Source organism: Streptomyces sp. NPDC107521 (assembly GCF_055598485.1).
In genome coordinates this window covers 314963-328086 of the sequence record NZ_JBVKAT010000001.1, presented here as the reverse complement: position 1 = coordinate 328086, position 13124 = coordinate 314963, and the positions used below count along the sequence as shown (strand labels likewise).

Below are 13124 nucleotides of genomic sequence, written 5' to 3'. Positions count from 1 at the left end.
CGCAGGGCGGTTCGCGGGGCCCTGCGTGTGCGCGCGTGGACCGGTGGGGGGATGATCGGGGAAAGACGGCTTTTCTGGCAGACTCTGGACCTATGGGCGACGCGATCACGACGACTTCGGAAGGCCTCGGCGAGGCCCCCCGGCGCCCTGTCGCTGACGGGACGTCGGAGCGGGGGCTCCTGCGGCGGATGCGCACCCCTCGGCGGCCCCGGCTGTGGTTCGAGGTCCTGCTGATCGCGGTGAGTTACTGGACGTACTCGATGGTCCGCAACGCCGTGCCGGAACAGCGGGGGAAGGCGCTGCGCAACGCCGACTGGATCTGGCAGACCCAGCAGCAACTCGGCATCGCCGTCGAGAAGTCGGTGAACCACGCGGTCAACTCCGTGACGTGGCTGATCGTCGGCATGAACTACTACTACGCGACACTGCACTTCGTGGTGACGCTGGGTGTCCTGGTGTGGCTCTACCGCTACCACCCGGGACGGTACGGGGCCACGCGGCTGGTGCTGTTCGCCACGACCGGCGCGGCGCTCGCCGGTTACTACCTGTATCCGCTCGCACCGCCCCGGTTGATGAACGGGGGCGGGTTCATCGACACCGTCCTCGTCCACGACACCTGGGGCTCGATGGCGTCCGGCGACCTCAAGAACATGTCCAACCAGTACGCCGCGATGCCGTCGATGCACATCGGGTGGTCGATGTGGTGCGGGCTGACCCTGTTCGCGCTGGCCTCGGTGCCGTGGGCGCGGGTGCTGGGGCTGCTGTACCCGGTGCTGACCCTGGTGGTGATCGTGGCGACGGCCAACCACTTCTGGCTGGACGCGGTGGGCGGGCTGCTCTGCCTGGCGGCGGGGTTCGCGGTGGCGACGGCCTGGTACGGGCGGCTGCCGTACGCGCTGCCCAGGGTGCCGGAGCCGCTGCCGGAACGTTCCGGGGACGGGCGGAGCGTGCCCGCGCGCTGAGGCGCGCCCGGCGCGGGGTGCCGCGCCACGGGGTGCGGCGGGGTGCGGCGGCCTATTCCGCGCCGTAGAAGAGGGATTCCACCACCGTCCTGGCCCGCCGGGTGGTGCGCCGGTAGGCGTCGAGCATGTCCCCGGCGTGACCGGAGCCGTAGCCGAGGTAGCGGCCCACCGCGGCCAGTTCGCGGGCGTCGGAGGGGAAGGTGTCGCCCGCCCTGCCCCGGACCAGCATGACCGCGTTGCGCACCCGGGTGGCCAGCACCCACGCCTCGTCCAGGACGGCCGCGTCCTCGGCACCGATCAGCCCGGCGCCGGTCGCGGCGGCCAGGGCCCGGCGGGTGCGGGTGGTGCGCAGTTCCGGCACCTCGTGGCCGTGCCGCAACTGGAGGAGCTGCACCGTCCACTCCACGTCGGACAGCCCGCCCGGGCCCAGCTTGGCGTGCAGCTTGGGGTCGGAGCCGCGCGGCAGCCGCTCCGTCTCCATCCGGGCCTTCAGCCGCCGGATCTCCCGCGCCGCCTCCTCGGGCAGCCCTCCCGCCGGGTAGCGCAGCGGATCGGCCAGGGCGATGAACCGCCGACCCAGCTCCTCGTCCCCGGCCACGAACTCGGCCCGCAGCAGGGCGTGCGACTCCCAGGTCAGCGACCAGCGCCGGTAGTACGCCTCGTAGGAGCCCAGGGTGCGGGAGAGGGGCCCGGTGCGGCCCTCGGGGCGCAGGTCGGCGTCGATGACCAGCGGCGGGTCGGCGCTGGGGACCTGGAGCAGCCGGCGCATCTCGGTGACGACCCGGGTGGCGGCCCCGGCGGCCTCCCGCTCGTCGACGCCGTCGTGGGGCTCGTGCACGAAGAGGACGTCGGCGTCGGAGCCGTAGCCCAGCTCGTGGCCGCCGAAGCGGCCCATGCCGATGATCGCGAACCGGGCCGGCAGGGTGTCGCCCCACCCCTCGCGGACCACGGCGCGCAGGGTGCCCGCGAGGGTCGCGGCGGTGAGGTCGGAGACGGCGTCCCCGACCCGGTCGACCAGGGTGCCCTCGTCGCCCTCGGCGGGGCGGGCCTCGGTGCCGTAGGTGGCGATGATGTCGGCGGCGGCGGTGCGGAACAGCTCGCGGCGGCGCATGCCGCGGGCCGCGGTGACGGCCTGGACGGCGCCGTCGGCGCGGCGGACGGCGGCGAGCGCCTCCTGCTCCAGTTGCGCGCGGGCGCGCGGGGCCAGCCCGCCGCCGCCGTCGCCGAGCAGGGCGACCGCCTCGGGGGCCCGCATCAGCAGGTCGGGGGCGAGGCGCCCGGCGGACAGCACCCGGGCGAGGTTCTCGGCGGCGGCCCCCTCGTCGCGCAGCAGCCGCAGGTACCAGGGGGTCTTGCCGAGGGCGTCGGAGACCTTGCGGAAGTTCAGCAGCCCGGCGTCCGGGTCGGCGGAGTCCGCGAACCAGCCGAGCAGCACCGGCAGCAGGGTGCGCTGGATCGCGGCGGCGCGGGTGACGCCGGAGGCCAGGGCCTCCAGATGGCGCAGGGCGACGGCGGGGTCGGCGTAGCCGAGGGCGACCAGGCGCTCCCGGGCGGCCTCCGGGCTGAGCCGGGACTCCCCCGGCGCGAGCTGGGCCACGGCGTCGAGCAGCGGCCGGTAGAAGATCTTCTCGTGGAGCCGGCGGACCACGGCCGCGTGCCGCCGCCAGGCGCGCAGCAGGGTGGTGACCGGCTCGTTGCGCAGGCCGAGGGAGCGGCCGAGGCGGCGCAGGTCGGCCTCGTCCTCGGGCACCAGATGGGTGCGGCGCAGCCGGTGGAGCTGGATGCGGTGCTCCATGGAGCGCAGGAAGCGGTACGCCTCGTCGAGCTGGGCGGCGTCCGCCCGGCCGACGTAGCCGCCGGCGGCGAGCGCGCGGAGCGCGTCCAGGGTGGTGCCGCTGCGCAGGGAGGTGTCGGCGCGGCCGTGGACGAGCTGGAGGAGCTGGACGGCGAACTCGACGTCCCGCAGGCCGCCGGGGCCCAGTTTGAGCTGGCGGTCGACCTCGGCGGCGGGGATGTTCTCGACCACCCGGCGGCGCATCTTCTGCACGTCGGGCACGAAGTTCTCGCGCTCGGCGGCCTGCCAGACCAGGGGCTGGAGGGCGGCGGTGTACGCGGCGCCGAGCTCCGGGTCGCCGGCGACCGGGCGGGCCTTGAGCAGGGCCTGGAACTCCCAGGTCTTGGCCCAGCGCTGGTAGTAGGCGAGATGGCTGCTGAGGGTGCGGACGAGGGGGCCGTTGCGGCCCTCGGGGCGCAGATTGGCGTCCACGGGCCAGATGGAGCCCTCGACGGTGGTCTCGGAGCAGATCCGCATCATGTGCGCGGCGAGCGAGGCGGCGGAGCGCATGGCCTTCGCCTCGTCGGTGTCCCCGGCGGGCTCGGCGACGAAGATGACGTCGACGTCGGAGACGTAGTTCAGCTCGTGGCCGCCGCACTTGCCCATGGCGATCACGGCGAGCCGGCACCGGGCGGCGTCCTCGGGGGCGGCGGCCGCGGCCAGGGCGAGCGCGGCGCGCAGGGTGGCGGTGGCGAGGTCGGCCAGTTCGGCGGCGGTCTCGGCGACGTCGATGGTGCCGCAGACGTCGCGGGCGGCGATGGAGAGCAGGCAGCGGCGGTAGGCGACGCGCAGCGAGACGGGGTCGGTGGCCCCGGCGAGGCCCTCCTCGAACTCCTCTATGCCGCGGTGCAGGTCGCGCGGCCCGTAGGTGACGAGGGCCTGCCAGTCGGAGGAGTGCCGGGCGAGGTGGTCGGCCAGCGCCTCGGAGGCGCCGAGCACCCCGAGGAGGCGGTCGCGCAGCGGCTTGGCCGAGACGAGGGTGTCCAGGAGCCCCTGGCGGGCGGTGGCGTCGGGCTGGGCCTCCAGCAGCCGCACCAGCCCGGTCAGGGCGAGGTCGGGATCGGCTGTGGCGCCCAGGGCCTCCAGGAGCACGGGGTCCTCGCGCACGGCGGGGTCCACCCCGTCGAGGAGTCGCTCGGCGGCCGAGGGATCGGTGAAGCCGTGCCGCAGCAGTCGGGTGAAGGTGCTGCTCCTGCGCCCCGGCGACGTCATTCCGGCCTCCCGCCGCACCATCGGATCGAACCCACGGGCCGAGCCTAAGGGCTGTGCGCCCCGGATCCGCGGCGGACCGGCCCCCGGCGGCGGCCCGGGTGCGTCGCGGAGCCGCCCGCCCCCGAATGTACGCGGGCGGCGGCCCGGGCCGCCGGGGGCCCTTCCGGGCGGGGGCCACCGCTCCGGGGCACTGCGCCGGGGCAACGTGGGGGTCGGGTCCGTTCCGGCCGCGCCCCTCCCCGCATCCCCGGTGCGACGGGCCGCCCGCCGCGGGGCCGCCGGTCTCCCCCGGGCCGCCGCCCCGCCCGCCCCCGGGCCCCGCGAGTGCTCCGGGGGCACCACGGACGGGGGCCGGCCCGGTGGGGCGTGGGCCTCACCCCGGAGATCCCGGAACCGAACCGGCCCCACCGCCGGTGGGCGACGCCGGCCGGGCCCGGGGCCTCCACCGCGACCGCGCGGTGCGCGTCAGCCCGTCTCGCGCCAGCGGTTGGTGATGGGCAGCCTGCGGTCCTTGCCGAAGCCCTTCGGCGAGATCTTGGTGCCCGGAGGGTACTGCCGCCGCTTGTACTCGGCGGTGTCGACCATGCGCAGCGTCCTGAGCACCAGCTCGCGGTCGTACCCGGCGGCGACGATCTCGTCGGCCCCGCGGTCCCGGTCGACGTACAGCTCCAGGATGGCGTCGAGCACCGGGTAGTCCGGCAGCGAGTCGGTGTCGACCTGGTCCGGGCGCAGCTCCGCGCTGGGCGGCTTGGTGATGGAGTTGCCGGGGATCGGAGGCGTCCCGCCGCGCTCCTCGGCCGCCCGGTTGCGCCACTCGGCGAGGCGGAACACGGTCGTCTTGTACACGTCCTTGATCGGCCCGTACGCGCCCACCGAGTCGCCGTAGAGCGTCGAGTAGCCGACCGCCAGCTCGGACTTGTTGCCGGGCGCCAGGACGATGTGGCCCTCCTGGTTGGAGACCGCCATCAGCAGGGTGCCGCGCAGCCGCGACTGGAGGTTCTCCTCGGCGAGCCCGGTCAGCTCCAGCGCGCCCATGTAGGCGTCGAACATGGGCTCGATGGAGACGGTCCGGAAGTGCAGTCCGGTGCGGCGGGCCAGGTCCGCGGCGTCGTCCCGGGAGTGCTGCGAGGAGTACTTGGACGGCATCGACACGCCGTACACGTTCTCCGCGCCGACCGCGTCGCAGGCGATGGCGGCGACCAGCGCCGAGTCGATGCCGCCGGAGAGTCCGATCAGCACCGAGCGGAAGCCGTTCTTCTCGACGTACGCCCGCAGCCCCACGACCAGCGCGGAGTAGATCTCCTCCTCGTCGTCCAGCCGCTCGGCGCACCCTCCGGGCAGCTCGGGCCCGTGGGCGGCGGGCACCGGCTCCTCGGAGAGCACGACCCGGTCGATGCGCAGCCCGTCGTCCACCACGCCGGACGGCGCGCCGGGGTCGGCCGCGGGCAGGTCGAGGTCGACGACCACGCAGCACTCGGAGAACTGCGGGGCCCGTGTCAGGACCCGGCCGTCCTTGTCCACGACGATGGAGTCGCCGTCGAAGACCAACTCGTCCTGGCCGCCCGTCATGGCGAGGTAGGCGGTGGTGCAGCCGGCCTCCTGGGCGCGCTTGCGCACCAGTTCGAGACGGGTGTCGTCCTTGTCCCGCTCGTACGGCGAGGCGTTGACGGAGAGCAGCAGTCCGGCCCCCGCGGAGCGGGCGGCCGGCACCCGGCCGCCGTCCTGCCAGAGGTCCTCGCAGATGGCGAGGGCGACGTCGACGCCGCGCACCCGCACCACGGGCAGCGTGTCGCCGGGCACGAAGTAGCGGTACTCGTCGAAGACGCCGTAGTTGGGCAGGTGGTGCTTGGCGAAGGCCAGGGCCACCTCGCCGCCGTGCAGCACCGCCGCCGCGTTGCGCGGGGCGCCCGCGGGCCGGCCGTACACGGGCCGCGCGGTGTCGGCGCGGTCAAGGTAGCCGACGACCACCGGCAGCTCCCCGAGGCCCTCCTCGGCGAGGCGGACGGCCAGCGCGCGCAGGGCCGTCCGGGAGGCCTCGACGAAGGACGACCTGAGGGCCAGGTCCTCGACGGGATAGCCGGTCAGCACCATCTCCGGGAAGGCCACGAGATGGGCCCCCTGCTCGGCGGAGTGCCGGGTCCAGCGGACGACCGAGTCCGCGTTGGCGGCGAGGTCGCCGACGCGGGAGTCGATCTGGTTCAGGGCGAGTCGTAGTTGGGGCACGGCACCAGTGTAATCGTCAGACCGACGCGATGGGGTGGTGCGGCGGGTCCGGAGCGCGCCCCCGCACGCGGGACGCGCCCGGCCCGGCCCCTGCGGCGCGCGGACGGGTGCCGGGGGGGCGCGCCGACGGGTGCCCGGGGGCGCGCCGGTCCGGCCGCCCGGATCCGAACCGGCACCGCGGCCCCGGCGGGCCCACCGGACCCCGCCTGCCCCGCCTGCCCCGCCTGCCCCGGGGCCCCGGCCTCGGCTTCGCCCCGCCCTCGGCACCCGGAAGCCACCGGACGGATTCCGGAAGCGCCCACGGCGGGCCGGGCGCCCTTCCGTACCCGCCGGGGCGAGTCCGGCCCGGCGGGTTCCTCCGCCGGTCCGTCGCCGCGGTCCGGGGTCCGGGGCCCCGGCGACGGGCACCAGCGGGCGGGCCCGGTCCGGGACCGGACGGCACGGACCGAGCGGGACGGCACGGACCGAGCGGGACGGCAGCGGCGGAAGGCAGGCGGCGGGCGGCGGGCGGCAGCAACCGGAGCCCGGCGCCCCGGCCCCCGGATCAGCCCCGCTGCCTGGCGCCCCGCTTGATCAGCAGGTCCACCATCAGCCGGATCTCCGACTGCTGCGACTCGACCATGCCCCGCGCCAGCCGCTTCTCCGCGTCCACCCCGCAGCGCTCCACACAGCCCTCGGCCATGTGCACCCCGCCCCGGTGGTGCTCGACCATCAGCTGGAGGTAGAGGACCTCGGCCTTCTCGCCGCTGAGCCGGCCCAGCTCGGCCATCTCCGCGTTGGTGGCCATGCCCGGCATCAGCGAGCCGTCCCCGGCGGTGGGCGCGTCGCCCATGCCCATCCAGGTCATCGGCGGGTCGGGCGAGACCTTCGCCAGGCCCCACAGGTCCAGCCAGCCGATCATCATGCCCCGCTGGTTGGCCTGGGTCTGCGCGATGTCGTAGGCGAGGCGGCGGATCTCCTCGTCGTCGGTGCGGTCGCGCAGGACGTACGACATCTCCACGGCCTGCTGGTGGTGCACCATCATGTCGCGGGCGAACCCGGCGTCCGCCGAGTCGGACGCCGGGACCGCCGGCGCCGCGGGACCGTCGTCCCCCGCGACCGCGTAGGTGACGGCACCGGCCGCGACGAGCGCCGCCGTCACGGCCCCGGCGATCCAGCCGGCGGCGGCCCGTCTCACTGCGCCAGCCCGTTGGTGCAGGCCGCGCCCGGCTCGGGGGTCTGCTCGCCCTGGACGAACTTCCCGAAGAAGGCGTCCACGGCGGGGTCGTCGGCGCCGGTCACCGTGCGCTGGTGGCCCCAGGCGGAGAGCATGATCGGGTCCTTCTGCTTCTCGTCCGGGCTCATCAGGGAGTACGGCGTCTTCTTCACCTTCGCCGTGAGCGCCTCGATGTCGGCCTTGGGCGCCCGGTCGTTGTAGGTCACCCACACGGCGCCGTGCTCCAGGGAGTGGACGGCGTTCTCGTTGTTCAGCGGCTTGGTGTAGACGTCGCCGTTGCAGTTCATCCAGACCTGGTTGTGGTCGCCGCCGACCGGGGGGTCGACCGGGTAGGTCACCTTGGTGGTGACGTGGTCCCGGCCGAGGGTGCCCTTCCAGGTGTTGACGCCGTCCGCGCCGGCCTCGAACTTGCCGGAGACCTTGGCCTTCGTCGCCGCCGCGTCGTCGGAGCCGTCGCCGCCTGACTGGGAGCGGACGAGGACGACGCCTCCGACCACGAGTCCGGCGGTGACCACCGCGCCGGCCACGATCGTGAGGACGCGGTTCCGTCGTGCTCGGGCCTGCTCGGCGCGGCGCATCTCGGCTATGCGGTCCTGGCGCGTCGTCGTGCTGCTCTTGTTGGCGGAACCCATGGGGTGTGCCCTTCTGGGAAAGGGGAGGCGGTGAAAGTCCGCTGATCGTAGTGGTACGGACCAACTCTCCCGTAGAGAGATCACACGATCTGTCGCGCCGGGCACTCAGGAATGGCCCGATCGAACGGGCGGCCTCTACGCTGCGGGAGGAGCGGTGCGCCCGGGGTACGCGGCGCCGGCGGTGGGTCCGCGACGCGTACGACACGTCGTCATGGTGTGATGCTCAGGTGCCCGACCGCCTCCACCGTGCCGGAGACAGGCGGCCTGACCAGCAAGGATGGGGAAGCGGAAGATGGACAAGCAGCAGGAGTTCGTGATCCGGACGCTGGAGGAGCGCGACATCCGGTTCGTGCGGCTGTGGTTCACGGACGTGCTGGGCTTCCTGAAGTCCGTGGCCGTGGCCCCGGCCGAGCTGGAGCAGGCCTTCGACGAGGGCATCGGCTTCGACGGCTCCGCCATCGAGGGCTTCGCCCGGGTCTACGAGTCCGACATGATCGCCAAGCCGGACCCGTCCACGTTCCAGGTGCTGCCCTGGCGCGCGGAGGCCCCCGGCACGGCCCGCATGTTCTGCGACATCCTGATGCCGGACGGCTCCCCGTCCTTCGCGGACCCGCGCTACGTCCTCAAGCGGGCCCTGGCCCGCGCCTCCGACCAGGGGTTCACCTTCTACACCCACCCGGAGATCGAGTTCTTCCTGCTGAAGGACAAGCCGGTGGACGGCTCGGTGCCCACGCCCGCCGACAACTCCGGGTACTTCGACCACACCCCGCAGAACATCGGCATGGACTTCCGCCGCCAGGCCATCACCCAGCTGGAGTCGATGGGCATCTCGGTGGAGTTCTCCCACCACGAGGGCGCCCCCGGCCAGCAGGAGATCGACCTGCGCTACGCCGACGCGCTCTCCACCGCCGACAACATCATGACGTTCCGCCTGGTCATGAAGCAGGTGGCGCTGGAGCAGGGCCTCCAGGCCACGTTCATGCCCAAGCCGTTCTCGGAGTACCCCGGTTCGGGCATGCACTCGCACCTGTCCCTGTTCGAGGGCGACCGCAACGCCTTCTACGAGTCCGGCGCCGAGTACCAGCTCTCCCGGGTCGGCCGCTCCTTCATCGCGGGGCTGCTGCGGCACGCGGCGGAGATCTCCGCCGTCACCAACCAGTGGGTCAACTCCTACAAGCGCATCTGGGGCGGCGCCGAACGCACCGCCGGGGCGGGCGGCGAGGCGCCGTCGTACATCTGCTGGGGCCACAACAACCGCTCGGCGCTGGTCCGGGTGCCCATGTACAAGCCGGGCAAGACCGGTTCGGCCCGGGTGGAGATCCGCTCGATCGACTCCGGCGCCAACCCGTACCTGACCTACGCCGTCCTGCTCGCCGCCGGCCTCAAGGGCATCGAGGAGGGCTACGAACTCCCGCCGGGCGCCGAGGACGACGTGTGGGCGCTGTCCGACGCGGAGCGGCGCGCCCTGGGCATCGAGCCGCTCCCGCAGAACCTCGGCGAGGCGCTGGCCCTGATGGAGCGCAGCGACCTCGTCGCCGAGACGCTCGGCGAGCACGTCTTCGACTTCTTCCTGCGCAACAAGCGCCAGGAGTGGGAGGAGTACCGCTCCCAGGTCACCGCGTTCGAGCTGAAGCGGTCGCTGCCGGTGCTGTAGGGCGGGGCCGGGGCGCGCGGGCGGGCGGGCGTCCGGCAGGGCGGTCCGGGGCCTCGGGCCGGGCGTCGGGCGCTTCCCGCTCGGGTGTCCCGGGGCGCCTACGATGGCGGGATGGTGGTGCTGCTCGGGGTCGCGCGGGGCGACGCGTTGACCGGTTCCCGGCTGGGGGGCGATCCGCCGGGGGTTCTCGCCCGCCACCCCGTTCTGGACACGCACCACTACCTGTTCACCCTGGCCGCGGGCACCGCGCCGTGGCAGGCGGACCGCGAGGTCTCCGTCCTCGTGCGGCGGGGGTACGCCGTCGGCGATCCCGACGACCGCCACCCGGACATCGCCCTGCGCGCGGTGCTGCACTCCCCGTCCCCGAGGTGCGCGCGGGCCCCCGGCGCCCATCCGTTCCTCGCGAGCCGGTCGCTGGAGCCCCGGGCTCCCGGGGCGCGGGGCCCGGGGCTGATCCGGATCGCCGACGAGGCGCACCGGGTGCAGTGGGAGGAGTCGTCCGTGCGGCCCCTGCTGGATGCCGGCCTCCGGTTCCTGTTCACCTTCGACGAGGACGGCTACCCGGTCGACGACGACGTGGTGACCGAGTACCAGTTCGGGTACGGGGCCGTCCACTTCTTCGGACGGCTGGACCCGGACGGCCGGGCCGTGGACGTCGTCGCGGGTTTCGTCGAGAACTCCTGACGGGCGGCCCGGGCCGTCGGCCGTGCACCGGCCGGGGGCGGTCCGGCGGGCACGGCCCTCCCGTCGGTCACGGTCGGGCGGGCGTGCCGCGCCGGGGCGCCTCCCGGGGGTCCGTGTCCGTCGCCACGGGCGGCGCCGCGTCCGCCGCCTCCTGCGGGGCCGGGGCCGCCGGCTCGGGCCCCGACGCCCCGGGCCTGCGCGCGGGCGGTTCCGGTACGACGCCCGCGTCCGCCCGGGGCGGTTCCGTCTCCGCCGGCCGCTCCGGGTCCCGCTCGCCCCGGTCGCGCATCGCGCGCCGGGCGCGGTGGAAGGAGGCGAAGAACGCGGGCAGGTCGTCGAGGAATCCCTGCAGTTGCTTGAGGAAGCTCTGCAACGACCAGACGAAGATGGCCAGAACGCCGAAGCAGGCGAGTACGACGAGGATGATCGTGCTGTCCATGGGATACCTCCGCGGACTTGGCGCACACGGACGACGCACCCCGCGACGCTTCCACGGGGTTCGCACGTGCCGGGTCCCTGCACCCGCGCGTGCGCAGCGGTGTCTGTGTGGGTCGGGCCGCTCCCTACCGGGGCCGGAGTGATGGACAGCGGGAACCAGACTACCGCCCCCGCCCCGTCAAGTGAAGGCGTCACGACGGGCGTTGGCCCACGGGGCGGCGGCGGCCGGGGGCGGGCCCGGCGCCCCGGACGGGTCAGGACCCGTCGGGGCGCAGGGTGACCCGCGCGGCGAGCGGGAGGTGGTCGCTGCCGGTCGCCGGAAGGGTCCAACTGCTCCTCGGCTCCACGCCGGTGACGAGGATCTGGTCGATGCGGGCCATCGGGAAGGAGGCCGGCCAGCTGAAGCCGAAGCCGTTGCCCGCCGCGCCCTGCGAGGAGCGCATCTGGGAGGTGACGGCGTTCAGCGACCGGTCGTTCATGGTGCCGTTGAGGTCGCCGAGCAGGATCTTGCGCGGGAGCGTCTCGTCGGCGATGGCCTCACCGAGCGCGTCGGCGCTCTTGTCCCGCTGGCGCGCGGTGAACCCGGCCTCCAACTTGACTCGCACGGACGGCAGATGGGCGACGTACACCGCGACGGGCCCGTCCGGGGTGGTGACCGTGGCGCGCATCGCGCGCTTCCAGCCGAGCAGGATGTCCACGGCCCGGACCTCGCTCACCGGGTACCTGCTCCAGAGGCCCACCGTGCCCACCACCGCGTGGTGGCGGTACGTCGGCGCCAGGGCCTTCTCGTAGGTGGGGACCGCGGACGCCTTCAGCTCCTCCAGCGCCAGGATGTCCGCGCCGGAGGCGGCCAGGGCACGGGCGGTGCCCTCCGGGTCGGCGTTGTCGGCGTTGACGTTGTGCGTGGCCACCATCAGGTCGCCGCCGGTGCCGGTCTTGTCGAAGAGCAGGCCGCCGAAGAGGTTGCACCACACGGTGGCCGGGAGCACCAGGGCGATCAGCGCCGTCAGCGACTTGCGGAGCAGGGCGACCAGCAGCAGCACCGGGACCAGCAGGCCGAACCAGGGCAGGAAGGTCTCCGTGAGGCTGCCGAGGTTGCCGATGGTGTTCGGGATCTGCGCGTGCGCCGCCATGACCGCGGCGAGGGCCAGGGCGACGGCGGCGGTGACCAGGCCCCGGCGCCGGACGCCGTCCCCGCGCCATCCGCTGAACAGGCGCCGGAACCGGGCTCCTCGGCGCTCGGGTCCCGGGCCGCCGTTGTCCGTGTCCGCCATGTACGCCTGCTGCGCCATACCGCCGCCTCACTGCCTGCCTGCCCACCGTCTCCCCCGCGTCTCAGACCCTAGGGGATGAGCGGCTCCGTTCCCGCCGCCCCGCGGACGGCCGTACCGGCAGGATGACGAACGGGCCGCCGCGCGGAGTTCCGGAACGGACCGGGAGGGCGCGCTCTGTGACAGAACCCGCACAATCGGCTCCCCTGCCGCACCGTCACCGGGCCCCGCCCCGGGCCTCACCCGGCCCTCCGCGCCCCGCCGGGGCCGCCCGCGCGGTCACCGTCCCCGTACCGCCGGGTGCCCGCCCGGAGGGAGCGTCACACGGGCGGCCCGGCGGCCGGTTCCGCGGCGGCGGGCGGGCGCAGGCCCTCCAGGACGGAGTCCACGATCCGTTCGGCCAGCCCCTCGGGGAGCCCGGCCTCCGGGTGCAGGATGGCGCGCACCAGCATGGGGCCGACGAAGATGTCGTTGAGCACCTCCAGGTCGACGTCCGACCGGAGTTCGCCGTTGTCCCGGCCCCGGCGCAGGACCTCGATGCCGATCCTGCGCCGGGGTTCGACGACGGTGGTGTGGTAGGCGGCCCAGACCTTCGGGCTGCTCTTCATCTGCGAGTGCACGCTGTGCACCAGCGCGGACGAGCGGGCGGCCAGCCCGCGCCGCCGCAGCCACTCCAGCAGGACGACGAGGTCGTCGCGCATGGAGGTGCCGGGCAGCGGCGGGTCGGGGGGCTCGATGGCGCGCAGGACGTCGACGAACAGCTCCTCCTTGCCCCGCCAGCGCCGGTAGATCGCGGCCTTGCCGACGCCGGCGGTGCGGGCGATGCCCTCGATGGACAGCTCCGCGAGCGGGATGCCCTGCTCCAGCAGCTCCATCACGCCCTCGATGATGGCGCGTTCGACCGCCTCGCTGCGGGGTCGCCCCCGTGGGGGGCAGTCGCTCTCCGGGCGGTGGTCGGCGGGGCTCACGTCGCGGTGTCCTCTCCCTTGCTGGCGGGC

The 13124-nt window shown here is 74.4% G+C and carries 10 protein-coding genes; 3 read left to right on the top strand and 7 right to left on the bottom strand.

All coding sequences use genetic code 11. From position 1 onward, the window contains the following. Positions 1-92: 92 nt before the first annotated feature. Positions 93-962 (top strand): phosphatase PAP2 family protein, encoded by an 870-nt coding sequence (locus tag ACZ7LB_RS01385; RefSeq protein WP_471464688.1) that lies wholly within the window; start codon positions 93-95, stop codon positions 960-962. Between the two features lie 52 nt (positions 963-1014). Here ACZ7LB_RS01385 and ACZ7LB_RS01380 read toward each other — a convergent pair whose 3' ends face one another. The 4 genes from ACZ7LB_RS01380 to ACZ7LB_RS01365 form a co-directional block, all read right to left on the bottom strand. Then, positions 1015-4008 carry a bifunctional [glutamine synthetase] adenylyltransferase/[glutamine synthetase]-adenylyl-L-tyrosine phosphorylase gene (locus tag ACZ7LB_RS01380; RefSeq protein ID WP_471464686.1) on the bottom strand — a complete coding sequence of 998 codons (2994 nt, stop codon included), beginning with the start codon at positions 4006-4008 and terminating at the stop codon, positions 1015-1017. 465 nt (positions 4009-4473) lie between these two features. Continuing rightward, positions 4474-6231 (bottom strand): NAD+ synthase, encoded by a 1758-nt coding sequence (locus ACZ7LB_RS01375; protein ID WP_471464684.1) that lies wholly within the window; start codon positions 6229-6231, stop codon positions 4474-4476. Between the two features lie 544 nt (positions 6232-6775). After that, positions 6776-7408 (bottom strand): DUF305 domain-containing protein, encoded by a 633-nt coding sequence (locus ACZ7LB_RS01370; protein ID WP_471464682.1) that lies wholly within the window; start codon positions 7406-7408, stop codon positions 6776-6778. Beyond that, positions 7405-8079, bottom strand: a complete 675-nt coding sequence (locus ACZ7LB_RS01365; protein WP_471464680.1) for a DUF3105 domain-containing protein — start codon at positions 8077-8079, stop codon at positions 7405-7407. Before ACZ7LB_RS01365 ends, ACZ7LB_RS01370 begins: the two co-directional genes overlap by 4 nt. Before the next feature lie 292 nt (positions 8080-8371). Here ACZ7LB_RS01365 and ACZ7LB_RS01360 point away from each other — a divergent pair, with 292 nt between their 5' ends. Further along, positions 8372-9733: a glutamine synthetase family protein gene (locus ACZ7LB_RS01360; protein WP_161225069.1), complete on the top strand. Its 1362-nt coding sequence runs from the start codon at positions 8372-8374 to the stop codon at positions 9731-9733. 111 nt (positions 9734-9844) lie between these two features. Further along, on the top strand, positions 9845-10417 hold the full coding sequence (locus ACZ7LB_RS01355) for a hypothetical protein (RefSeq protein ID WP_471464678.1): 573 nt from the start codon (positions 9845-9847) through the stop codon (positions 10415-10417). A 67-nt stretch (positions 10418-10484) separates the two neighbouring features. Here ACZ7LB_RS01355 and ACZ7LB_RS01350 read toward each other — a convergent pair whose 3' ends face one another. The 3 genes from ACZ7LB_RS01350 to ACZ7LB_RS01340 all read right to left on the bottom strand — a co-directional run bounded on the left by ACZ7LB_RS01350 (position 10485) and on the right by ACZ7LB_RS01340 (position 13094). Next, positions 10485-10856 carry a hypothetical protein gene (locus ACZ7LB_RS01350; RefSeq protein ID WP_471464676.1) on the bottom strand — a complete coding sequence of 124 codons (372 nt, stop codon included), beginning with the start codon at positions 10854-10856 and terminating at the stop codon, positions 10485-10487. A 253-nt stretch (positions 10857-11109) separates the two neighbouring features. After that, positions 11110-12147 (bottom strand): endonuclease/exonuclease/phosphatase family protein, encoded by a 1038-nt coding sequence (locus ACZ7LB_RS01345; RefSeq protein ID WP_471464674.1) that lies wholly within the window; start codon positions 12145-12147, stop codon positions 11110-11112. A gap of 299 nt (positions 12148-12446) precedes the next feature. After that, positions 12447-13094 carry a TetR/AcrR family transcriptional regulator gene (locus ACZ7LB_RS01340; RefSeq protein WP_471464672.1) on the bottom strand — a complete coding sequence of 216 codons (648 nt, stop codon included), beginning with the start codon at positions 13092-13094 and terminating at the stop codon, positions 12447-12449. Between the last annotated feature and the right edge of the window lie 30 nt (positions 13095-13124).